Source organism: Rubrobacter sp. M3-4, assembly GCF_059772285.1.
In genome coordinates, this window is sequence record NZ_JCBAJP010000003.1 from 92,689 (window position 1) to 114,746 (window position 22,058).

Below are 22,058 nucleotides of genomic sequence, written 5' to 3' on the forward strand. Positions count from 1 at the left end.
CGCCCTCTTCTCATCCCTCTCGCTCGGCCGCCGGCTCGCCTTCGGGCTCTCCGCCCGCGGCGCCGCCGCGGTGGTTCCGGCCGCGCAGGGCCCCGACGGCGGCCCCCACACCCCCCATGATGATAGCCCGCAGGACGCCGTTGAAGATCGAACGTCCCAGATCCCAGAGCTGCGGCGGTTGCAGAGCAGAGCGCACCGGTCCCACCCGGGCCGGAGGGGGTGGGTTGCTGAGGATCTTTCGCGCCTCGTTGACGTAGTGGACGATCCTGGGCGCGGCCGCCTGCGCATAGTCGCGCATCGCCCCGGCGAAGACCGTGGCCTCGAGCGCCAGGATCACGAAGAGCGCCCCCCAGACCATCACGGCGATGACGGTGGCCGCGAGGGCGCCGTCGCGCACGAGGAGAGAACCGTAGGAAGAGCCCGGGTCGAGCCGCGAAGGGCGCACCCGCAGCGCGGCGAGTATGCCGAGGAAGAGGTAGACGGTCAGCGCGAACGGGGTGCGGTACTGCTGGATCACGGCGAGCAGCCACTCGCTGGTGGTACCAGGGTCGATGAACAGGAAGTAGAGGTTGGTGACGATCGCGACGACGACCGCCACGACGCCGTAGAAGAAGCCGATGCGTAGCGGTCCTTGAGTGTTCTCCGCGCTCTTGTCTCTGGTCTCCGTCATCTCTTCCCGAGAGAATACACCATGGCGGATGTTTTTCTAAGTGCCCGGCGCGGGAGGACGTCGCGAACCCATACGATGATGGAACCTGTACCAGACGATCGCCCCCGCCTCGCGCACGAGCTGCCCCGTACGCCGCCATTTCCTGTACCACATGGGGCTCTCGTAGGCCGGCTCGGCCAGAGCACGCACGCCCGCTTCGCCGAAGGCTTCGACGGCCCGCACGCAGTGCAGCGGGTCGGTGACGAGCACCACCGATCCCGTCCCCATCCGGTGCAGCATGTCCGCGACCAGCCAGGCCGAATCCCAGGTGCTGAGCGCCTCCTTCTCCGGCAGGATCGCCTCGTCGGGTACGCCCCGGGAGCGCAGTATATCGGCCATCACCTCGGCCTCGCTGGGTGGATTCTCCCCCACTCCGCCGGTGACGATGATCTTCCGGACCCGCCCGGAGGCGTACAGGCGGGCCGCGTGCTCGACCCGGGCCCTGAGGGTCGCGCTCGGCCTCCCGCCCCTCACCACCTGCGCCCCCAGCACCACGGCGACCTCCGCACCGTCCGGACTGGAGGGCGGCCCGTTCCGGTATGCTTCGAGCAGCTTGATCAGGTCTCCCAAGCTCTGGAAGATCGCCCTCAACCCGCCACCCGCCGCGCCCGCGCGAGATCTTCAGGCGTGTTCACGTTCATGAGCATCAGGGAGGGATCCCCGATCCCGGAGAGTTCGTCCTCTCCTAAGTAGATCACACGCTCCAGATTGCCCAGGAACCCGCGCACGGCTCTCCCCCCGGAGTCCAGGAAGCATGAGACCCGCGGAAGGAGCGTCCTGTCATAGGCCGCGCAGAGAGGGTGCGGCCCCTCCCACCAGGGAACCGCAGCCCGCGCCCCCCCGCGGACCAGACCGGCGAGCCTCTCCACCAGCCCCACGGACAGGAAGGGCATGTCCCCCGCCGCCACGAAGACGACCGGATGAGCGGCGGCGTGTAGCCCGGCTTCGATCCCGGCCAGCGGTCCCTCGCGGCCCGGCCGGAGGTCCCGGGCGAACCTCACCCCGGCGATCGGCACGGAATCCCTCCCGACGACGAGCACTTCCTCGCAGGCAACCTGCAGCACCCGGTAGACCCTCTCGACGAGCGTGAGCCCACCGACCTCGAGGAGGAGCTTGTCCTCGCCCATCCTCTCGCTCGCCCCCCCGGCGAGGATGATGCCCGAGAGTCCCCCGCTCAGAGTCCCTCCGGCTCCCCCACGCTCACCCCTCTCAACTGCAAGATCCGCTCCCGGAGCCTCTCCACCCGTTCGCGCCGCGCCGGATCGCCGCTTCGGCGGGCGAGACGCTTGGTGAAGGCCAGATCCACCGCCGCCGCGTGCACCCTCCGGTCGGTCCTCCAGTGCCCGAACCTCCCCCGTGAGAGCAGCCGCGCGTAGTGCAGCTTGCGCCTGAAGTAGGTGGGCATGAGGGGGTACTCCCGCGGGTCTATCGTTCCGATCCGGGCCTCTTCGCAGAGTTCCTGTCGGATGACGCGTCGCTCGAAGGCCAGCCAGAGGATTATCAGGACGAGGTACGCGAGGACCACGAGAAAGAGGAAAGCATACGCCAGGGCTCCGAAGAGCGTGGCGGTCAGGTTGAATGCGGCGTGAAGCAACATCGCCCCGACCAGCCCGAGAAGCGGGAGCGCGACCTTCGCCGGAAGCGTGCGCACCCATGGCACGAGCCCTATCCCGACACCGGTGAGCGAGGTGAAGGCGGCATGCCCGAAGCCGCCGAAGAACCGGCGCACCACGAAGGTCTCGGGACCGAACTGCACGTAGTAGAGGAGATCCTCGGCCAGCGAAAAACCGAAACCGACCGCCGAGCCGTAGACTATGCCGTCCATCACGCCGGAGAACTCCATCTCCCCCCGGGAACGGGCGAGCAGCAGGGAGAAGAGGAAAACCAGAAAGAGCGCAGCCCCCTTCGCGCACTCCTCTATCACCGGCGCTCCCAGGACCGCCGTCAGGGCGTGCGCGAAGCGCGCGCTGGTCATCACCCCGAGCGTGTATTGCAGGATGGATTCGAACACGACCGAGACGAAGACCGCGACCGTAAACCCCCACACGAAGACCGCCACCACGTAGGAGAGCGGCTCGCGCTCGTAGAGATCGACGGCCCGGATGAAGAGCAGGTAGACCACCGCCTGTAGCACGCCTATGCCTGCTATTGTGGAGCTCAAGATGCTGCCCGTCGCACGACATCTCCCGTCCTCGGCATGGGAGCAGTATACTCGCTGCTGGTAGAATCATACGAAAGGCGAGATTACAGAGGCGGAACGTACCCGGTGGACATGGAACCACAGCAAGAGAGTTCGATCCTCGAAGCGCTGAGGCACATGACCCACGGCGTCTACGTGCTGGCGACCAGGAGAGGGCAGGAGACCAGCGCGATGACCGCCTCGTGGGTCATGCAGGCCGCCGAGCGCCCGCCCTGCGTCGCGGTCGCGGTCAGGAACGACCGCTACACGCACGATCGTATCCTCGAGAGCGGCACCTTCTCGCTCAGCATCCTGCGCGAGGACCAGGTAGACGTGGCCACCCACTTCGCCGAGACGAGCGGCGAGTACCACGACAAGTTCCAGGGCGTTCCCTACGGCCTGACACCCGGAGGCTCGCCGTTTCTGCTCGACTGTCTGGCCTATCTCGACTGCCGACTGCGGGACACCGCGCACGCCGGGGACCACACCGTCTTCATCGGGGAGGTGACGGCGGGAGACGTGCTGGAGACGAGCTATCCCCTGATCTACGACCCCGGCGAGTACGAGGAGGCGATCCGTTAGAGATGACGGTCACGCCACACGAGAGGCTCAGGGAGCTGGGTTACGAGCTGCCCGAGGTCCCCGTCCCGGCCGGTTCCTACGTCCCGGCCGTGCGTTCCGGCAACCTGGTCTTCACCGCCGGGCAGCTCCCCTTCCGGGAAGGCGAACTCCGTGTCCGGGGCAAGGTGGGCGCGGAGGTGAGCGTCGAGGAGGCCCGGGAGGAAGCACGGATCTGCGCCCTCAACGCCCTCGCCGCGGCGGCGGAACGTGCCGGGGGCCTGGAGAAGATCTCGCGCATCGTGCGCGTGGGCGGTTTCGTGGCCTCCGCTCCGGGCTTCGACCGTCAGCCCGAGGTGCTGAACGGGGCCTCTGAGCTACTGGGCGCGCTCTTCGACGAGGCGGGCACCCACGTCCGGACGGCCGTCGGTGTCTCGGAGCTCCCGCTCGGCTCCCCGGTCGAGGTGGAACTCGTCGTGGAGATAGCCGACCAGCCGCGCACGGCCTAGTCGTTCTTGAGGGGTTTGTAGGTGTCGGTGTGCAGGACCCCGTCGAAGAGGACCTTGCCGTCCTTGGTGACCTTTTTGTAGGTCACCCACTTGGTCATCTTCGGGCTCGAGTAGACCTTCTTCGACCACATCTCGACGTGCTTCCCGGTCGGCCTGCCGTAGATGCGGGCGGTGACCCATCCGGTCTTCGTATCCACAGACTCTTCGAGCAGGATGTAGCCGGGAGAGGTGTTCTTGAACTTCATGTCCAGGGAACCGAACCACACCGTGGCGTCGAAGCCGGGACGGACGTACGGGAGCTCGGCGTAGTGCGGATGACGCTCGATGGGCTCGAGACCGGCCTCGTTGGCGGCCATGTAGAGGTTGGTGGAGACCTGACACAGCCCCCCACCGTCGGCTTTCTCCACCTTTCCGCCGACGATCACCTTGGTCGGGTAGTAGTGCAGGGGAGCGGCCACCGCGTTGAACGAGAAGATCTCCCCGGGAGCGACGAGCCTGCCGCTGATGGCGCGCGAAGCTATCTGTAGGTTCTTCACCCGTCCGGGGTCGTCGCTGTAGGTCATGTAGTTCGTGCGGTATTCCCCGATGAGCTGGGTGGGCTTGAGCCGCCGGGCCTCGTCGGTGGTGAGCTTCGGCCTCCAGACGGCGAGCGGCACCTCGTAGCGGAAGTCCCCGGAGAAAACGCCGCGCCGAATGGCTCCGATCAGCTTCTCGCTCTCTATCTTCCGACCGTTCTTGCTCGGGGTGACCTTTATGTCGCGCGGACCGTCGACGACGTACCCGGCCTCCACCGGCCTGACGGTGAGCGCGTCGTAGACCCCCGAGAGGCTCTCGCGCAACCTCCCGGGGCTGAGGTGAACCTCGAGGTCTCTGCCGCTGCGCGTCACGTAGAGGGCGCGTCCGATCTCGCCCCGGCTCAGCGTCCACCGCCGCCCGAGGGCGCTCAGGGTGACGTCGTGCTCGAGCGCGCCGCGGGCCTTCCGGGCTGCGGCGACGGCTGAAGAGGTGGGCACCTGAGGCTCGATGGTCTCACCGTAGATCTTCGCCTTCCCGGACATGGACTCCACCGCGCCCCTGATGCTCTCCAGCGTCCTGGTGCGATCGACCCTGTATCCCTCCCTGGCGTCGATGACGCGGACGTGCCCGCCGGATATCCTGATTGAGGCGTTCCTCGGGCTTCGATCGAGCCGCGACGCCATCCGCCGAACCTGTTCCTTCGCGACCTCCGGCCTGTAGTCGATCGCGGGCTCGACCTTCACGGCGCCGAAATCCGCCCGTACCCGGTCCATCAGATCCCCGAACACCCCCCCGCTACGCCCGACCGAGTAGGCCCGCTCCACGCTGCTGCCCACGTCGAGGTTCATCCCGAGACTCTGCGCGCTCAGAGCACGAGTTCCTTTCGGCCCCCGCAGGTGTATGACCCCGAGCTCCCTCTGCTTCTGCCGCGAGAGAATCTCGCGGGCCTGCGCCGGGGTCTTCCCGCCGAGATCCACGCCACCGACCGAAACCCCACCGTGGATCTTTCCCGCGTTCATCGAGTAATCGGCCCCGGCGAACACGACGATCAGAAGGCAGAATGAACCCACCAACGCGACGGCCACGCGCCACCATCCAGTACCCTTCCGGCGTATGACTCTGCGCGGTTTCACCTGCTCCCTTCTCTCGGCGAGCCGTCCCCTACCGTCCACCCGACGGGCGAAGCCCCGCCGGGCCGCTCTCCGAAACACTACCATCCCCACCAGCACGCTTCCACGAAAACGGAGACGACCGCTGCGGCGTTATAATCGTCTTCGGCGGATTTGAGTGCCAGATTTGTGGAGGAAGATTTGAGCGAAGCGGTAAAGCAGCAGGAAAAGATAAGGTTCTTCACCGGAAGCTACTGCCCGTATTGCCGCAGGGTAAAGAAAGAACTCGACAGGCTCGGACTCGAATACGAATCTGTCGACGCCGACGCCGACGGGCGCGAGGAGGTGATCCGCCTCTCCGGACAGCGGGCCATCCCCATCCTGACGATCGGAGACGAAGTGCTCGTCGACTCGTCGTACATAATCCGCGAGCTGCGCCGGCGCTACGGCTGACGGCCCCGGGGCTTGCGCACCCACCGCCGCATACTCTAACCTGTTCCCCCGTGATGCCGCTGGAAGTCATCCTGGTCCGTCACGGTCAGTCTACGGCCAACGCCGAAGGCGTGTGGCAGGGACAACTCGACTACCCCCTCTCGGAGGAGGGCAGGGTGCAGGCGCGCCTCACCGGGGCGGTGCTCGCAGCCGAGCGCATCACGGCCATCTACACGAGCCCGCTCTCGCGGGCCTTCGAGACCGCCGAGATCATCGCGCGTGAGGCGGGATACCGGGGGGAGATCGTGCCGGTGTCCGGGCTCATGGAACGTCACGGCGGCATCCTCGAAGGCACCACCGGCGCCGAGCGGGAGGAGAAGATGCCCGAGCTGGTCTCGAAGCTGGCCTCGCTGCCGGAAGAGGAAGGCTGGCTCCTGGTCGGCGCCGAGACCGACGAAGAGGTGCTCGCGAGGTTCGAGCAGGCCCTCTCCGGCATATTCTCCCGCCACGGTCCGGGAGACAGAATCCTCATCGTCTCCCACGGTGGTGCCATCCGGGCTTACCTGAGAGCACTCTTCGGAGAAGGCATCCTGCCGGGGTCGGAGAGGGCCCCGAACGCTTCGATCACCCGCCTGCGCCGGAACGATGGAGGCGAGCCCGAACTGGTCGAGCTCGCCTCCACCTCTCATCTGACCGATTGATCACGCTCAGAGCAGCCTGACCCTGCGAGCGTTGGGTCCGCGTTCGTTCTCTCCCACCTCGTACTCCACGCTACCCCCGGGCTCCAGCGCCCCGGGATCCCCCTCTATCTCCGAGTGGTGGACGAAGATGTCCTCACCGCTGGAGCGCACGAGGAAACCGTACCCCTTCTCAGGATCGAACCACTTCACCTTTCCCCGCTCGCGTCGGGCGTGTCCGTTGCGCTCCTCCCCTCCTCGCCCCCCGTCCGCACCCTCCTCTACCTCACCCCGGTTCCGCTCCGAGGATTGAGGCTCCTGCTCGCCGGTCCGATCCGGCTCTATGACGATCGACTCACCGCTCACCTTTACGACCACGGCGTCGACCTTCTCCCAGTTCTTCTTCCATATCGGGTCCTCGGCCACCGACGGGTCGAACCACAACCCCCACCCGTCTCGCTCCCCATGGTCGAGCACCCCCTCGAAGACGCTCTCCGGCTCCTGGTTGGACCTGTCCCGCCGGTAGATGTTGTTGCGGCTTCTGAACGACTGCACGGAGGAGGCGCTGGTGCCGAGGGCGTCCGCTATCCACTCGTCGCTCTTTCCAGCGTCGACCCATTCTTGTATCTGCTTTATGTGCGGCTTGAGCGCAACCCTCTTCTTGGACTCTCCCATGCTATGCCTGCTCCTTGATCTTTTCGTGTAAAGCCAATATCCCGAGTGACGAGTCTTCCGTAAGCTCTCCGCCCGACAAGCTACTGGTAATTGCTACTGCATTCTATCACCTTGCCTGCGAATGCAAAGTCCCCCTCTCAGAAAGAGAGTTATTCTTCTTCCGAAACGCCTTCCTCCTGACCGGCGGGATACTCCGGGAGTTCCGGCGCCCCTTCCTCCGCGATCTCTTCCAGTATCTGAGCGACGAGCGGCGCGGGAAGCTCCATCCCGAAAGCAAGCTCCTCCGCGAGCCCGATGACCTCGTAGTCGTCGTGCGGAGAACCCACGCCCAGCGAGCCGAGCGCGGAGGCGAGCCGGGAGGTGGGCAGGACGGTGTTGCCCCCGGCGGCGACCCGGAGATACTGCAACGTGTTCAGATCGACGCCGGGGACCACACCGGCGACCGGCTCGGTCTCCGGTATGCGCCGCCGGACGAAGAGCTTGGTGTCCGCCGAGTCCGCCCAGCGCCGGAGCACCTCTCGCTCATCGAGGTAGTTGTACTGCGCGACCCGGTGCTGGAACTGCCCGAGGAGCCGTCCGGCCATGCGCCTGAGCTCTCCGCTGCCGAAGAACCACTCGTCCCCTTCGGAGTTCAGGATACTGCTGACCTTCGGAATGCTGAGCGGCTCGTCCTCCTCCTCGAAGGTTCGCCGAAAACGGCGGACGAGGTCCCTGATCTCCTCTCCGGGACGCCCGCTTCTGGCGAGCACCGCCTCGTAGATGACCAGTGCCGCGAGATCCCGGTCGCGAAAGAGTTCCTCGAGCCGTCGGGCAGCTCTTTCGAGCCTCTGCTCGTAGTCTTCGAGGTGCATCATCTGCCAGGCCACCTGCTCGGTCTTGCCAGCTGTCTCTACCACCTTGCAACCTCCGTGCGCCTCCGGGTTACGACCGCTTTCAATATACATTATCTTCCGCCGACCACTCTTTGAGCCCGAAGACGCCGGGCGCGGTGCGCGTGAAAGGGCTCTGCGGGTTGTCCCTCACGTCGACCGAGAGCCGGGCACGCATGGTATCGTGCGGCGTACGCCCCGAGCTCTCCAGGTATCCGGCGTCCATCGCCAGGTCGGTGATGTCTCTGTAGTGCAGAGGATGCCCGATCTCCCGCAGAACCTCGCGGGCGGCCCGCTTGAACCCCAAGGCTCAGACGACCTCCGGTGGAGCCTCCGGGTAAGCCCCGATCACGCTGACGTAAGGGCAGTACTCCTCCAGCCTGGCGAGCGCCCGCTGCACCCTCTCCTCCTCTGGATGGCCCTGAAAATCCGCGAAGAACACGTAGGTCCAGGCGCGTTTGCGGCTCGGGCGGCTCTCGATGCGGGTGAGGTTTATCCCTTCGTCGGCGAAGGCGGACAGAGCGTCCTTGAGCACGCCGGGCCTGTCCTTGACGGAGAAGACCACGCTGGTCTTGTCCTTGCCGGTAGCCCCGGCCCACGACCGACCGAGGATTATGAACCGTGTGGCGTTGACCCGGGAATCCTGTATGTTGCGAGCGAGAACGTTCAGACCGTAGACCTCCGCCGCGAGCTCGCTCCCCACGGCGGCGACCCCCGGCTCCGAGGCGGCGTTCCGGGCGGCCTCTCCCGTGGACTCCACCTCTTCGACCTTCGCCCAGGGCAGGTATTTCCTGAGCCAGGCGGCGGACTGAGCGATGGCCATCGGATGTGAGCGTACCACGGAGACCTCATCCAGGGTCTCCTCTTTGGAGAGGAGATTCTGTGAGACGGGGAGGTACACCTCACCACACACCTTGAGCGGACTGTTCATGAGCTCGTCCAGGGTGTGGGTCACGGCACCCTCCATCGAATTCTCGACCGGCACCACCCCGTACTGCGCCTCACCCCGCTCGACCCTGGCGAAGACCTCCGGCACAGAGGCCTGAGGCTCGAACTCCACGCTGGAACCGAAGGCCCTGCGCGCCGCCTCGTGGGTGAATGTCGTCTCGGGGCCGAGGTAGGCTATCTTGAGCCGGGCTTCGAGCGATATGGAGCAGGAGATTATCTCCCTGAAGACCATCTCGAGCCCCTTCTTGGGGAAATCTCCTTCGCTCAGCGAGAAGACCCGGTCCATCACCTCACGCTCCCGGGAAGGCACGTAGGCGCCCAGACCCCGCTCCCGCTTCACTTCACCCACCCTGCGCGCCAGCCGCGCCCGCTGGTCCAGGAGCCGCACTATCTCGGCATCCACCTCGTCGATCATACGCCGCAGCTCGCCCATCTCGGAGGGGAGCTCGCGGGCGTTCTCTCTAGCAAACAAAGCCCCACCACCCATCTCCGAAGCTGCCTGTGCTGTGACGGTGAGAGCTGAACATATGTCCTGTCCTCCCTGGGATCTCGTGGACGGGAGAGCGCTGAAGGGAAGGAGGGCTTCGGAGGCCCTCCTAGCTAAATCGAAGGGGTAGGAGCCCCTCGCGTTCGAGGCTGCGATGGCGAACGGCTGATTCCGATGCAAACATCTTGTTGATAAGTTAGCAGATCCAAAGGCGCGGTGTCAAAGCTCCTCAGAGGGCCGCGGCCACCGCCCCGGCGAGGGCGAACCTGTAGAGCGCAAAGATACCCAGGCTGTGGTTGGCAAGGAAAGAGAGCAGGAACTTTATCGCAGCGTATCCGAACAGCGCGGCCGAAGCGAGCCCGGCTCCGAAGAGCAGAGCTTCATCCTGCCCCATCCCCCCTCCGATGGTCTCCAGCAGACTGAAGCTCCCCGCCCCCACCGTGATCGGGAAGCTCATCAGGAAAGAGAACCTGGCCGCTTCCTCCCTCCGCAACCCGAGGAAGAGGCCAAAGGTGATGGTGGCACCGGACCTGGAGACCCCCGGCACGAGGGCCGCTGCCTGCGCCAGCCCCATGCCGAGCGCCTGCGGGAAGGAGAGCCCGTCGGCTTCCTTCTGCTTGCGCCCGACGGCCTCGCCCACCAAAAACATCACCCCGACGGCCACCAGCGCACCCACGACTACCCAGGGTGACCTCGCGGAGGTGGTGAAGAAGCCCTCGAGGGTGAACCCGGCCACCGCCGCGGGAACCGAAGCCACCACGAGCAGGTAGGCCATCCTTTGATCGGGGTGCGCGAGATCAGGACCTTTCAGCGAGGCAAAGAAGGCGACCGCCAGCCGCAGGAGATCCCGCCAGAAATACACCAGCACGGCGAACGCCGTCCCCAGGTGCAGAGCGGCGTCGAAAGCCAGCCCGAACCTCTCCTCGTCGAGGCCGAGGAAGTGCTGGGCGAGGAGCAGATGTCCGGAGCTCGAGATGGGCAGAAACTCCGTGAGCCCCTGCACCGCGCCGAGGAGCACGGACTGCGCCAGATCAGACCCGATGGCCGATCTTCCCCCTACCTACGATCCACTCAGCTCGGCCAGCGCCCCGGGATCCTTCAGGGTGATCCTCCCACCCTCGATCCCGATCACGTCCCTGCTGCGCATGTCGTTCAGGACCTTCGTGACCGACTCGCGGGTCGAGGCGACCATGGCCGCGATCTCCTGATGGGTCAGCCTGAGGTTTATGGTGGTCCTCCCATTACCGTTCTGCTGGCCGAACTTCTGCGCGAGGATCGGCAGCAGGTTGGCGATGCGTACCTCCGTCTCACGCGGCAGCAGGCACTTGACCAGCTCCTCGTACTGCACCAGCCGGAGCTCCATGAGCGTCAGTATCTTGAACGCCACCCTGGCGTCCTGCCGTACGGCCCGCTCCACGAAGATCTTGGGCACCTTCACCACCTGACACTCGGTGACGGCCTCGGCGTAGGCCAGCTGACGCGCCTCACCGGCGAAAGCCAGGTGCCCGAAGATGTCCCAGGACCTCAGAAGCCGCAGGGTGGCCTCCTTGCTCCCGGAGTAGGACCTGAAGAGCTTGACTACTCCGGACACCAGTATGTAGAGGGCATCGCCGTACTCCCCCTCACTGTAGATCACGTCTCCAGGCTGGTAGATCCTCTCCGCAACGGCTATACCCAGCCCCTCGAGCAGACCTAGCAGCTCCCTGCACTCCTGCTCCTGAACCTGTCTGTACTCTAGAGAGGGATCGATCTCCAACTCTGCCCCCCAGAGTCGCCCACATCCAACGTGCTCCGCCCTCCTGTCCGATGAGAGATGGGCCTGCCCAAAACAGCGGGGTTATTGTACATTAACTCGCACTCTGGTAACTTTGCGGGCGGCATCGCAGCCCATGGAGTAAAATACATTTGTTATGATGATCTGGAAGGAGGCGAGGTGCGTACCCTCTCGTTCGCCATATTGATCTTCGTGTTGATCTTCCTCTTCGCCTTCATGTTCGCCGTGCTGGGGAAGGGAGACTACTCGCCCTCGGGCTCCGGCGAGCTCCCCTCCCTCACACAAACCCTGGCCTGAGGAGGCTCTTCTAGTCCGCGACCCGCTCCAGCGCGACCTCGTAGAACGAGATGTTCGGGTGCCCGGTGAAGAGCCCGTCGCCGCTGCTCCTGTGGGCCTGGGAGAACTCGGGGCTCCTCACCCACGCCTCGAAGTCCTCCCTCCTCTGCCAGCGGGTGATCACCACGACCTCCCTCCCGTCCTCTGAGCTGAGCACCTCCATCGACACGAATCCGGGGAAGTTCTGCACGCTGCCGCGGCTCTCCCTGAACATCTCGACCACCCGCTCCGCCGCTCCTTCGCGCACAGGAAGGCTGTTGAAGACGGCTATCATCCGGGCGCACCTCCTTCTCTCGCTTCACGTTCCGGACTTCGCGGATACGATCCCTCCCCCGCCCATGCGCTTGGCCATGTTGAGGGCCCGCTGGACCTCGTTCAGGAGGGTACCGACATCCTCCGCATGTAGAGGATACTCCGCTATCCCCACATCCACCTGAAAACCTTCGGTGACACGCTCCATCTCCGAGACCACGGCCTCGGCCAGCTGGTAGGCCTCCTCCGCGCCGGCCCCGGGCAACAGAAGAGAGATCTCGTCGTCTCCGAACCGCGCACAAACCGCCCCCTCCGGCGCAACCCCCCGCACGGTCTCCGCCAGAGCGCGCACGGCGTCCCGTGCCCGCTCCACCTCACCGGCCGCCACGACCCCGGAGAGACCGGCGATGTCGAAGATGGCGACCGAGAGTCGGTCGTTCCCGTCCACCGCCCGTGGAAGGAGCAGCCGCCCGAAAAGGTCGCGGTCGGGAAGCCCCGTGAGGAGGTCCGTAGCCGCCGCCCGGCCCAGAGCCTCCTCCATCTCCCGGCGCACCAGGGCGTCGAACTCCTCGAGCGCCGCGTGGGTAACCCAGTCGGAGGCCTGCATGAGCTTCAGAAAGAAGCGGGCCGTCACCTCGCCCCCGAGGCGGGAAAAATCCACCCTCCTCCCGACCGATTCCCAAAGGGCCCTGCGCAGCGAGGCGAAATCCTCGATCACACCGACGGCGTCACGCCCGACACGGTGCTGCTCGTCGGCCACCTCGCGCACCAGTTCGCGCGTCCTCCCTCCCAGGCTGAAGGTCTCCACCGACTCTGGACTGCGCAAAAACTCCACGAACGCCTCCACGAGGCGCCCCATCTTCCGAGAGAACCCGACGGCGTCCTCCTCCGGAAGATCCTCCATACGCCTCTCGCGCCAGAGCGCCAGAACCCCCGGCAGGCAGCGCTCGACCTCACGCGCTATCGTCTCGGTCTCACTCACCTCTTCAACAGTATAACCGCAGGCAAGATGCAACTGATGCGGCGTCCTTTGCGTATATAGACCTGCGTACGGACGAAACGAGCAGTGTGCCAGACAAGCCCACGAAACGGCGATCCTTTCGAGACCGATGAAGGAGACCAAGAGTAGTTTTCGAAACTGCTTTCGAGTAGAATGAGAAGCACGAGGGAGGTTGCGTTGACCGTAAAGACAAACAAGACGGCGGGGAGGCTGGAACGCGAGGCTGAGACCCCGGAGCTGCTCGCCAAGTACCTCTCCCACATAAGCCAGGGCGAGCTCCTGACCCACCGGGAGGAGATAGAGCTCTCGCGCCGCTACAAGGAGGGCGATCGTCGAGCGAGGACCCGCCTGATAGAGAAGAACCTCCGGCTGGTCGTCTCGGTCGCGAAGAAGTACCGGGGCTACGGGCTGCCGTTCGAGGACCTCATCCAGGAGGGCAACATCGGGCTGATGAAGGCGGTCGAGAAGTTCGACCCCGAGCGGGGCTACCGCTTCTCGACGTACGCCACCTGGTGGATCCGGCAGGCCGTGCAGCGGGCGGTCGCGGACAAGGGCCGCACCATCCGCGTCCCGGTGCACATGACCGAGAAGATAAGGAAGGTGAGCCGGGCGGTGGCCTCGCTCGCGGTCGAGCTCGAGCGGGAGCCGACGGAGGAGGAGATAGCGGAGAGGCTCGGCTGGACGCTCGAAGAAGTACGGCTGACGATGAGCGCCATCCCGGATGCGACGAGCCTCGACCAGCCGGTCTCCACCGAGGAGAGTTCCTCCGAGCTGGGTGATTTCATCGAGGACGAGCGCACGTCGGACACCCCGGACGAGGTGATGCGCGCGCTCGAGACCGAACAGCTCAAAGAAGCGATAACACGGCTGCCCGAACGTGCGCGGTACGTCCTGATCCGTCGCTACGGCCTCGACGACAGAGATCCGGCGACGCTCGCCGAGCTGGGCGAGGAGCTGGACATCTCGCGTGAGCGGGTGCGCCAGCTACAGCGCGAGGCGGAGCGCATCCTCAAAGCCGGAGAGTACGGGCGTACCCTGCGTGACGCCGTGGCCTGAGAACCAACCGGGGAAGCATCAGAGAAAGGGCGGGCAAGGAAGCTCGCCCTTTCTCTACGCCCGGCATCTCTGCTAACCTCAGAGTCATGAGCCGCTCGCACCGTCATCTGCCCCTCGCGGCGCTACTCCTCGCCGCCTTCGTCTCGGTCTCCATCGTCGCGGCGGCCGGATGGGTACACGAGCTGGACCTGTGGGTCCTCAGGGTCACGCAGGAGTACTCCACCCCTACCCTCGACGAGCTCGGGCTGCTCCTCTCGATCGCGGGCAGCGTTCCGGTGAGCGGGCTCGCGATACTCTCCATCGCCCTGGCCCTGAGACTCCGGGGACGCAGACGAACCGCCGCCCGGCTCCTCGCCGTCTTCGCCGTGACGGCGCTCATCGAGCTCGTACTGAAGATGTCGCTGCCGCAAACCCCGATCGAGGCCAGCGCCGTGCGGGTCGCCTCTCCCTCGTTCCTGCTGGCTTTCGAGACACCCTTCCCCTACCCGAGTGGACACATGATAAGGTCCGTCCTCGCCCTCGGCGCCCTCTTCATCATGGTTCGACGCCGGGTCTGGAAGCTCCTGCTGGTGTCGCTGCTCTTGCTGATGGCCCTGAGCAGGATCTACGTCGGGGCACACTGGATCTCCGACGTGGCCGGAGGTACGCTGCTGGGTGCGGCAGGGCTCGTGTGGGCCTTTAGCGGCGGGGAAACGGAGAGCCGAGCGAAAGGGAGGCGATGGAGGTAGTGGTCGTCGGTTCGGGCACGGTCGCGCCGCGCCTGGAACGCCGGCAGAGCTGCGTGGTAGTCCGCGCAGGAGGCGAGACGCTGGCGATGGACCTCGGTTCCGGGGCCGTGCGCGGCATGCTGCGCGCCGGGCTCGACCCGCTGGCGGTCGACCGCATCTTCGTGACGCACTTCCACCCCGACCACACCTCGGACCTCGTACCCCTGCTGTTCACCCTCAACTACGGCTCGGAAGAGCCACGCTCCCGTCCCCTCCACGTCTACGGGCCGGAACCTTTCGGAAGGTTCTATTCGGCCCTCAGGGACGCGTGGGGAGAGTGGATGGAGGGAGATTACCCGCTGGAGGTGCACGTCCTGCCCATCGAAGAGGGCGCCGCCCTCGATCTGCCGTACGGGAAGCTGAGCTGGACGCCGGTACGGCACCGCCCGGAGAGCATCGCCTACAGGCTGGAGGCGGGAGGAAGATCTTTCGTCTACACCGGCGACACCGAGTACTGCCGGAGCGTCCCCGCTCTGGCGCGCGGAGCGGACCTCCTGCTCGTCGAGTGCTCCTTCCCGGACGATTCCCCGGTGCCCGGACACCTCACCCCATCAGGCGTAGCCCGAATCGCCAGCGAAGCATCCCCCAAACGCGTCGTGCTCACCCACGTCTACCCGAAAGCCGACGAGAGAGATCTGCCAGAAAAAGTCCGCAAGGGCGGCTACCCTGGCGAAGTGCACCTCGCCAGGGACGGCAGCAGGTTCGTCCTCTGAGAAGAGATCAGGAAGAAGCAGCGCACTCCGCGCAGCGTCCGTGCAGCGTTATCTCGTACCAGTCGGTGGAAAAACCCGTCTCGCGCTCGACCTGCAGAACCAGATACTCCATGAGCTCCTCGTTGAACTCGATCACCTTCCCGCACTCCCGGCAACGGGCATGGTGGTGCATCCTCTCCGTCGTCAGCTCGTAGCGCGAGTAACCTTCGCCGAAGTCTTCCTTGCGCACGATCCCGAGCTCCGTCAGCAGGTCCAGGGTCCTGTAGACCGTCGAGAGCCCCAGCTCGGGGTGCTCCACCTTGAGTCGGTCGTGGATCTCCTCGGCCGAGAGGTGCCTCTCACCCTCCAGCTCGCGCACGATGAGTCGGCGCTGGTTCGTGAGCCTGTAGCCCCGCTCCTTGAGTATCTGCTCGAACTCCGTCATCTTCTTGAGTCTATCCTCTCCTCGCAGCAGGATCAAGAACCACTCTTATCCCTGTCCCCGAAGATCCCCCTGCGTCCCGCCGGCCACCAGTTCCAGTCACCCAGGATGCGCATGGCGGCGGGTACGAGCAGTATACGTATGAGGGTGGCGTCGACGAATACGGCCACCGCGAGCCCGAGACCGACGGCTTTGGTGAGGACGATGCCCGTAAAAGCGAAAGCGCCGGTGACGACGATGACTATGGCGGCCGCCGAGGTGATTATCCCCGCGGTGGTGGTGATCCCTTCTGCGACGCTCTCGGTGTTCGATTTCCCCCGCTCGTACGCCTCCCGAATTCGCGAGAGCAAAAAGACCTCGTAGTCCATCGAGACCCCGAAGACGGTACAGAACATGAGAATGGGGAGCGTGGCGTCTATGAACCCCTCGGGGGTGAACCCGAGCAGGCCCGAGAAGTGCCCCTCCTGAAAGACGAAGACCATGGCCCCGAAGCTCGCGCTCAGGCTCAGGATGTTGACCAGAACCGCCTTGAGAGGAATGAAGAGCGAGCGGAAGGTGAAGAACAGGATGACGAGGGTCACCCCGAGGACGAACCCCGCGGCATACGGGAGATGACCGTAGAGGCTGGATATAAAATCCCTCTGCCCGGCCGAGAGCCCGCCGACGAGGATGCTCACCCCCGGCGGGGTCTGCACGGTCCGGATCCGCTCGACCGTCCGGCGGGCCTGGCCGGAGTAAGGATCGGCCTTCGTCGTCGCCTGCAGGAGCACCATGTTCCCGGAGACTTCGGAGCGCAAAAGCCCTCTAAGCTCCTTAGAAGACTTTGCCTGGGGGAGATCCAGGAAGTTCGCCACGCCCTGCGGCGTGACCTTTCCGCCGGGTGAGACGCCCTCGGGCAGCTTCGGCAGCCCGCCGAGGAGTCTCTCGTCGACCTCCTTCCGTACGCGGGCCCGAACCTCCTTCTCCGCCCCCGGGGGAACGTAACCGTAGCGGGCTCGCAGCGCAGCGAGCTGCCGCTTGGCCTCCTCGTCGACGAGCCTCGCGGCCCTCTCCCGGGCCTTCGCACGTGCCGCCGCCACCTTCCTGGCATACTCGCTCGCCGCCGCCGACGCGACGTCGTAGAAGCTGTGGGTGCCCGCGACCCCCTTCACCGAGGAGATCCTCTCCTCCAGGCGCCGTATCTCGGCGAGTCCTTTCGCTCCGGTCGGGTCGCTCGGGAGTGTGGCGACTATCTCCACCGGGTTCAGCCTGGAGTAGTCGAAGTCGTGCCTGAGTATGTCGTCGCCCACCCGGGACTCGTACTTGGTCGGAAGCGCCGTCGCCTGAGGCAGCCCGAGCCTCATATGCCTCACCGGGGCGAGCATGACGCCGAGCACGATCGCCACAACCAGGAGTACCAGCAGCGGGTGACGCATGACGACCCTCGCCCCCCTGCTCCAGAAGCCGATGCCCGGCGCACCGCGTCCCCGCCGCACGGCGAGGGCGTTGACCTTCCCCCCCAGCAACCCGAGCACCGCCGGCAGCAACGTTATGGCCGCCATCACCGAGACGAAGACCACCAAAACTCCGGCGATGCCGATCGACCGCATGAACATGAAGGGGAAGAAGAGGAGCCCGGAGAGCCCGATGAGAACGGTGCTGCCGGAGAAGAAGATGGAGCGCCCCGCCGTGGCCACGGTGACCTCGACGGCCTCCCCCACCGGGCGTACCTCGAGCTCCTCCCGGAAACGGCTCACCGCGAAGAGCGCGTAGTCTATACCGAGACCCAGCCCCAGCATCGTCGTTATGCTGAGCACGAAGACCGACAGACCGTACGCATAGGAGACGAAATACAGGACGGCGAGAGAGATCAGGACGCTCACCCCACCCACGGCCACCGGGACCCCGGCCGCCACCACGGTACCGAACGCGATCAGGAGTATCACGAGCGCGAAGGGGAACGCGAACCGCTCCGCGTGTCGCACGTCCTGGCTGGTCGCCTCCACTATGTCCAGATAGACCGCGGGCGCCCCCGTGACGTACGTCTTGAGCCGGTCCGAGCGCACCTTCCTTCTGACCTCGTCGACCAGGTTTTGCACCCGGTCGGCCGAGGCATCGAAGCCGATTATCGCGTAGCTCTTGGTGCCGTCGTTGGACACGAGGTGCGGATCCTTCGTCCCGGCGTAGGTTTTGACGAAGCTCACCTCGGGCATCCGGCGCACACCCGCGAGGGCCCGGCGCTCCTCCTGCTGGAAGCGTCTGCTCGTAGCCGGAAGCCCACCGCCGTCGAAGACCACCTCCAGGGTGGTCGGCGCGAGCCCGAAGCGGTGAACCATCAGGCTCTGCACCCTCTCGGCTTCGGTGTGCCCTCCTCCGAATCCTCCGCCCTGCAGCCTCTGTGACAGGTGCGGGGCGAAGAAGACGCTGCCGGCGAGGAGGACGGCCCATAAGACGACCACCAGGACCCGGTAACGATACACCAGGCCACCGAGAGGACGGAAAGGGTTGGAACGCCGACGCCCTTCGCCGTTGCTCATGCGGCCATATTATCCGAAGCCCGGGCTCTCGGGGAGGACCCGCCCCTACGCTCCGGAGGAGCGGGCCTTACCCGGCAAAGTGTACGCGAGCACGGCACCGATCACCGGCAAGAAAGCGAGCACGACCACCACGGTATGGAGCCCGAAATGGTCGGCCATGACCCCCAGAGGTACTGCGCCGGCGCCACCGAGTCCTATCGAAAAGCCCATCGTGACCCCGGCGGCGAACCCGATCCTGTTCGGCAGGTACTCCTGTCCCATGACGGTGGTGACGGCGAACGTGCCGACGGTCGAGGCCCCCACCAGCACCAGCACCACCATCCCGGCCTCGGGTCCGAGCACCGAAAAGAGGAAGAGCAGGGGAGCGAGCAGACACATCGAGGCGAGAAGCACCCGTCTGCGCCCGAACCTGTCCGCCAGCGGACCGGCGATCAGCGTGCCGGCCGCGCCTCCGAAGAGCATGAGGGTGAGCGCCACGTTGCCCATCGCCTCCGAGGTACCGAGCGTCCCGTGGTAGTAGGAGGAGACGAAGGAGACGAGCCCGAAGTAGACCAGCGAGCGCACCGCCACGACGAGCGTCATCCTCACGAACGGCCCCCACTCGTCACGACCGGCCGGAACCCTCCTGGGACCGGAAGCGGGCTCTTCGGGCCGAAACTCCCTCAGGCGCGGCAGCTCGTGGAAAAGCACGGCGGCCATCAGAGCAGCCGGGATGGCCATGAAGAGCGTCCCCGGCAACCCGAAGGCCAGAACGAGCGGCGTGGCCACGGCAGGCCCGAGCGCGAACCCGGCGTTCCCGCCGACGGAGAAGAAGCTCATGCCCCGGGCCCGCCCGCTCTTCGAAGAGACGTAGTTCGCGAACCTGGCCGCCTCCGGGTGAAAGGCCGCGACGCCCATCCCGCTCAGGACGACGCACAGAAGGGTGGTCAGATACCCGGGTGCGATCCCCACCAGCGCGATCCCCACCCCGGCTGCGAGCACCCCGAGCGGCATGAGGGCCGGGAAGGGCCTGCGGTCCGAGAAGACGCCAAACAGCGGCTGGATTATCGAGGAACTGGCCGTGGAGGCGAATACCAACGCTCCGGCGGCCGCGAGCGATATCCCCCGATGAGTCTCCAGGAAGGGAAGCAGGGCGGCCACCGCCCCTTGATTCAGATCGGTGAACAGGTGCCCGGCGGACAGGGCTCCCATCCCACGTCTGTCGACTCTACCCTCGACGATAGTGCTCAAGATACGCCCCTCTCGAAAACATCCTTTCGATAAATCCGAAGACAATACTACCAGTGCTCACCGATGTGATAAGGCACCGCCGCCCACACCCCAGAACCAAAAGCCCGGGTCAGCGAGCGGGTGACCTCCTCGGGCTCTTCCAAGAGCTCACCCGCCACGAGATACCCCTTCGGTTCTCCCACCCTCACGAGATCCCGCTCGGAGACACCTTCGATCCCGGCGAGTTCCCCCGCCCTGGAGAGGGCCTCGCGAAATCCGCCGATCTCGTCTACGAGCCCGATCTCGTGCGCCTCCGCCCCGCTCCACACCCTACCCCCGGCGATCCGTTCCAGGGACCGGACCGGGATACCACGTCCCCGGCACACCTTCTCCTTGAACTCCTCGTAGCTCCTGCGAAGCTCCTCGCCGAGGATCCTCATCTCCTCCTCGGTCGGCGGCCGGCTCTCGTCGAAGATCCCGGCGTGCCTCCCGCGCTCGATCGAGACCGGATGCACCCCAACCCTGCGGTAGAGCCGGAGAGCCACGGGACGGGTCACGAACACCCCGATAGAGCCGGTCAGGGTGGTCGAGCGGGCGACTATGTGGCTGGCCGGGGCGCAGACGTAGTACCCGCCGGAGGCGGCCGCATTACCCATGAGAGCGACCACGGGCTTCTTGCGCCGAATCCTCTCCACCTCACGCCAGATCAGGTCGGAGGCCAGAGCGTCACCACCACCGGAGTCGACGAGGAAGAGCACGGCAGCAACGGACCTGCTGCCCTCGGCTGCCCTGAGCGAGCGGACGACCGAGTCGCTCCCGGCCTGCTCGGCACCCACCAGCGGAACGGGCAACGGCAACCTGCGGCTCCTGCCCCGGGTTATGGTCCCGCGGAGCTCCACAACGGCCACCTTCCTGCGCTTCGTACTGCGGTAGGGCCGCGGCAGCGCCCGGCGGGCAGCGCCCCACCCGGCCACGCGCTTCCTTTCCACACCGAGGACTCCGGGGAGCTCGTCCTCGTAGCAGGCCCCGTCGATGAGCCCGATCTCCACGGCGCGCCCGGCTCCGTAGGGAGCTCCGTCCACGAGCTCGCGCACCTTCTCCGGCGTCAGATTGCGCCCGTGCGCGATGGCCTCGACCAGCGCCTCGTACCTGCGCTCGAGGAGCCTCTCGGCCTGCTCCCGGGCCTCCCGGGAGAAGTCGTTGCGGGTGAAGACCTCCCCCGCAGACTTGTAGGGCGAGACGGCGAGTACCTCGGCTTCGACGCCGATGCGGTCCAGGGCGTCCTTGAGAAAGGTGACCCGGGTACGCACCCCGGTCACGGCGACGGTCGCCGACGGCGGACAGAAGATCCTCTCCGCCGCGCACGCCAGATAATAAGACCGGGTATCGACGGAGTCCAGATAGGCGACCACCCGTCCCCCCGCCTCTCGAAAGCGTACTATCTCCCGGCGCAGTTCCTCCAGCGCAGCGAAGCCGGCGCCGAGTTCCCCCACGCGGAGCAGTACGCCCACACCGGCTCGACGGGAGATTTCCAGCCTATACCGGATCTCCTCCAGACTGGGCTGCCCGGGCGAGGGCAGCAGGCGCCGACGCAGCACGCCGACCCTGCGAGAGAACTCCGGCAGCTCCCCCCGCACGTCGAGCCACACGTACTCCGGCCGCCTCCGCAGGAGCAGCACGCAAAGGTTTCGGAGGGCGATAAAAAAGTTCATTGTCCATCCGGCGATCATCGCGTAACCGGTATGGTACACCGAGGCGGCGCCAGAACCGTGTGGTAAACTCCAGATCAGGAATGGTTATCGATAGGGTGCTACATGCCGTCCAGCAAGGTTGACGAGAACATAAGAGAGAAATTCCGCAGGTCCGGATACACGCTGACCGCTCAGCGCCGGGCGGTGCTCGACGCCCTGAGGCAGGCCGACGGACACCCTTCGGCCGAAGAAGTTTATCTGATCGTCAAGCGCAAGAACCCGCGCATCGCGCTCGGCACCGTCTACCAGGCTCTCTCGGTTCTCGAGGAGATAGGGGTGATAAGCTCCAAGCACTGGGCCGAGTCCCCGATCCGCTACGACCTGAACCTGGAACCCCACCTCGACATCCGCTGCATCCGCTGCGGCCGGGTCTCGGAGGTGCCCGGGATAGAGATGGGCGACCTGAAAGCCAGGGTGCAGGAGAACACACCGTACGAGGTGACCTCGGCCGACCTGGTGCTCGAGGGTATCTGCCCCGAGTGCCGCAAGGCTGGAGAGAGCTGATCTCTCCCCCCTGAGAGGCACTTTACCACCGATCCCAGAGGGGCTACCCTGATGCGGGTGGCGAATCATCTGCCGGCAGCGGTAGCATTCG

The 22,058-nt window shown here is 65.8% G+C and carries 26 protein-coding genes; 9 read left to right on the forward strand and 17 right to left on the reverse strand.

What is annotated here, in order from left to right:
* Positions 1-10 precede the first annotated feature (10 nt).
* From AC6EKW_RS04310 to AC6EKW_RS04325, 4 genes are read right to left on the reverse strand one after another with little or no spacing between them, the layout of a single operon-like run.
* Positions 11-670: a hypothetical protein gene (locus AC6EKW_RS04310; protein ID WP_273887508.1), complete on the reverse strand. Its 660-nt coding sequence runs from the start codon at positions 668-670 to the stop codon at positions 11-13.
* A gap of 36 nt (positions 671-706) precedes the next feature.
* Positions 707-1,300 carry a YdcF family protein gene (locus tag AC6EKW_RS04315; RefSeq protein WP_498513785.1) on the reverse strand — a complete coding sequence of 198 codons (594 nt, stop codon included), beginning with the start codon at positions 1,298-1,300 and terminating at the stop codon, positions 707-709.
* Complete coding sequence (gene mobA, locus AC6EKW_RS04320; protein WP_498513873.1) at positions 1,297-1,887, reverse strand: molybdenum cofactor guanylyltransferase; 591 nt, start codon at positions 1,885-1,887, stop codon at positions 1,297-1,299. The genes AC6EKW_RS04315 and mobA overlap by 4 nt, the downstream gene beginning before the upstream one ends.
* The gene (locus tag AC6EKW_RS04325; protein ID WP_498513874.1) at positions 1,884-2,843 is read right to left on the reverse strand and encodes a PrsW family intramembrane metalloprotease; all 960 of its coding nucleotides are present in this window, start codon (positions 2,841-2,843) and stop codon (positions 1,884-1,886) included. Before AC6EKW_RS04325 ends, mobA begins: the two co-directional genes overlap by 4 nt.
* Positions 2,844-2,981: 138 nt before the next feature.
* On the opposite strand from AC6EKW_RS04325, the gene AC6EKW_RS04330 reads away from it, so the two are divergent.
* Positions 2,982-3,470 carry a flavin reductase family protein gene (locus tag AC6EKW_RS04330; protein ID WP_273887595.1) on the forward strand — a complete coding sequence of 163 codons (489 nt, stop codon included), beginning with the start codon at positions 2,982-2,984 and terminating at the stop codon, positions 3,468-3,470.
* A 2-nt stretch (positions 3,471-3,472) separates the two neighbouring features.
* Positions 3,473-3,955, forward strand: a complete 483-nt coding sequence (locus AC6EKW_RS04335; RefSeq protein ID WP_498513786.1) for a RidA family protein — start codon at positions 3,473-3,475, stop codon at positions 3,953-3,955.
* On the opposite strand, the gene AC6EKW_RS04340 is transcribed toward AC6EKW_RS04335, so the two are convergent.
* Positions 3,952-5,604, reverse strand: a complete 1,653-nt coding sequence (locus tag AC6EKW_RS04340) for a VanW family protein (protein ID WP_498513787.1) — start codon at positions 5,602-5,604, stop codon at positions 3,952-3,954. The two genes, AC6EKW_RS04335 and AC6EKW_RS04340, sit on opposite strands and share 4 nt — an antisense overlap.
* 177 nt (positions 5,605-5,781) lie before the next feature.
* Here AC6EKW_RS04340 and AC6EKW_RS04345 point away from each other — a divergent pair, with 177 nt between their 5' ends.
* Both AC6EKW_RS04345 and AC6EKW_RS04350 read left to right on the forward strand, forming a co-directional pair.
* Positions 5,782-6,033, forward strand: a complete 252-nt coding sequence (locus AC6EKW_RS04345; RefSeq protein WP_273887503.1) for a glutaredoxin family protein — start codon at positions 5,782-5,784, stop codon at positions 6,031-6,033.
* Between the two features lie 53 nt (positions 6,034-6,086).
* On the forward strand, positions 6,087-6,713 hold the full coding sequence (locus AC6EKW_RS04350; protein ID WP_498513788.1) for a histidine phosphatase family protein: 627 nt from the start codon (positions 6,087-6,089) through the stop codon (positions 6,711-6,713).
* Between the two features lie 6 nt (positions 6,714-6,719).
* Here AC6EKW_RS04350 and AC6EKW_RS04355 read toward each other — a convergent pair whose 3' ends face one another.
* The 6 genes from AC6EKW_RS04355 to AC6EKW_RS04380 all read right to left on the reverse strand — a co-directional run bounded on the left by AC6EKW_RS04355 (position 6,720) and on the right by AC6EKW_RS04380 (position 11,424).
* The gene (locus tag AC6EKW_RS04355) at positions 6,720-6,902 is read right to left on the reverse strand and encodes a cold-shock protein (RefSeq protein WP_420542034.1); all 183 of its coding nucleotides are present in this window, start codon (positions 6,900-6,902) and stop codon (positions 6,720-6,722) included.
* Between the two features lie 611 nt (positions 6,903-7,513).
* On the reverse strand, positions 7,514-8,260 hold the full coding sequence (locus AC6EKW_RS04360; protein ID WP_273887500.1) for a hypothetical protein: 747 nt from the start codon (positions 8,258-8,260) through the stop codon (positions 7,514-7,516).
* Positions 8,261-8,297: 37 nt separating this feature from the next.
* Positions 8,298-8,540: a winged helix-turn-helix domain-containing protein gene (locus AC6EKW_RS04365; protein ID WP_273887499.1), complete on the reverse strand. Its 243-nt coding sequence runs from the start codon at positions 8,538-8,540 to the stop codon at positions 8,298-8,300.
* A 3-nt stretch (positions 8,541-8,543) separates the two neighbouring features.
* Positions 8,544-9,653 (reverse strand): prephenate dehydratase, encoded by a 1,110-nt coding sequence (pheA, locus tag AC6EKW_RS04370; protein ID WP_273887498.1) that lies wholly within the window; start codon positions 9,651-9,653, stop codon positions 8,544-8,546.
* 244 nt (positions 9,654-9,897) lie between these two features.
* Positions 9,898-10,686, reverse strand: a complete 789-nt coding sequence (gene uppP / locus AC6EKW_RS04375) for an undecaprenyl-diphosphatase UppP (RefSeq protein WP_273887497.1) — start codon at positions 10,684-10,686, stop codon at positions 9,898-9,900.
* Positions 10,687-10,728: 42 nt separating this feature from the next.
* Complete coding sequence (locus AC6EKW_RS04380) at positions 10,729-11,424, reverse strand: Crp/Fnr family transcriptional regulator (protein ID WP_273887496.1); 696 nt, start codon at positions 11,422-11,424, stop codon at positions 10,729-10,731.
* A 177-nt stretch (positions 11,425-11,601) separates the two neighbouring features.
* Here AC6EKW_RS04380 and AC6EKW_RS04385 point away from each other — a divergent pair, with 177 nt between their 5' ends.
* Entirely contained in the window at positions 11,602-11,739 is a 138-nt protein-coding gene (locus AC6EKW_RS04385; RefSeq protein WP_273887495.1) for a hypothetical protein, read from the forward strand.
* A gap of 10 nt (positions 11,740-11,749) precedes the next feature.
* On the opposite strand, the gene AC6EKW_RS04390 is transcribed toward AC6EKW_RS04385, so the two are convergent.
* A complete protein-coding gene (locus AC6EKW_RS04390; RefSeq protein ID WP_273887494.1) occupies positions 11,750-12,052 on the reverse strand; it encodes an antibiotic biosynthesis monooxygenase family protein in 303 nt (100 codons plus the stop codon).
* 24 nt (positions 12,053-12,076) lie between these two features.
* Positions 12,077-13,012 carry a GGDEF domain-containing protein gene (locus AC6EKW_RS04395; RefSeq protein WP_498513789.1) on the reverse strand — a complete coding sequence of 312 codons (936 nt, stop codon included), beginning with the start codon at positions 13,010-13,012 and terminating at the stop codon, positions 12,077-12,079.
* A gap of 195 nt (positions 13,013-13,207) precedes the next feature.
* Between AC6EKW_RS04395 and AC6EKW_RS04400 the strand changes: the two genes are divergently transcribed.
* From AC6EKW_RS04400 to AC6EKW_RS04410, 3 genes are all read left to right on the forward strand, one after another.
* Positions 13,208-14,086, forward strand: a complete 879-nt coding sequence (locus tag AC6EKW_RS04400) for a sigma-70 family RNA polymerase sigma factor (RefSeq protein ID WP_273887492.1) — start codon at positions 13,208-13,210, stop codon at positions 14,084-14,086.
* Positions 14,087-14,172: 86 nt separating this feature from the next.
* Entirely contained in the window at positions 14,173-14,814 is a 642-nt protein-coding gene (locus AC6EKW_RS04405; protein ID WP_273887491.1) for a phosphatase PAP2 family protein, read from the forward strand.
* Complete coding sequence (locus AC6EKW_RS04410; RefSeq protein WP_273887490.1) at positions 14,805-15,566, forward strand: MBL fold metallo-hydrolase; 762 nt, start codon at positions 14,805-14,807, stop codon at positions 15,564-15,566. The genes AC6EKW_RS04405 and AC6EKW_RS04410 overlap by 10 nt, the downstream gene beginning before the upstream one ends.
* 7 nt (positions 15,567-15,573) lie before the next feature.
* Here the strand turns inward: AC6EKW_RS04410 and AC6EKW_RS04415 are convergent, their stop codons facing one another.
* Genes AC6EKW_RS04415 through AC6EKW_RS04430 form a run of 4 tightly spaced genes read right to left on the reverse strand, consistent with a single transcriptional unit; the run spans position 15,574 to position 21,424 of the window.
* A complete protein-coding gene (locus AC6EKW_RS04415) occupies positions 15,574-15,990 on the reverse strand; it encodes a Fur family transcriptional regulator (RefSeq protein WP_498513790.1) in 417 nt (138 codons plus the stop codon).
* A gap of 32 nt (positions 15,991-16,022) precedes the next feature.
* Positions 16,023-18,503, reverse strand: coding sequence for an MMPL family transporter (locus tag AC6EKW_RS04420; RefSeq protein WP_273887488.1), 2,481 nt, complete (start codon positions 18,501-18,503; stop codon positions 16,023-16,025).
* 45 nt (positions 18,504-18,548) lie between these two features.
* Complete coding sequence (locus AC6EKW_RS04425; RefSeq protein WP_498513791.1) at positions 18,549-19,733, reverse strand: MFS transporter; 1,185 nt, start codon at positions 19,731-19,733, stop codon at positions 18,549-18,551.
* A gap of 47 nt (positions 19,734-19,780) precedes the next feature.
* Complete coding sequence (locus AC6EKW_RS04430) at positions 19,781-21,424, reverse strand: S49 family peptidase (protein WP_498513792.1); 1,644 nt, start codon at positions 21,422-21,424, stop codon at positions 19,781-19,783.
* A gap of 102 nt (positions 21,425-21,526) precedes the next feature.
* Here AC6EKW_RS04430 and AC6EKW_RS04435 point away from each other — a divergent pair, with 102 nt between their 5' ends.
* Positions 21,527-21,967, forward strand: coding sequence for a Fur family transcriptional regulator (locus tag AC6EKW_RS04435; protein ID WP_498513793.1), 441 nt, complete (start codon positions 21,527-21,529; stop codon positions 21,965-21,967).
* Positions 21,968-22,058 lie beyond the last annotated feature (91 nt).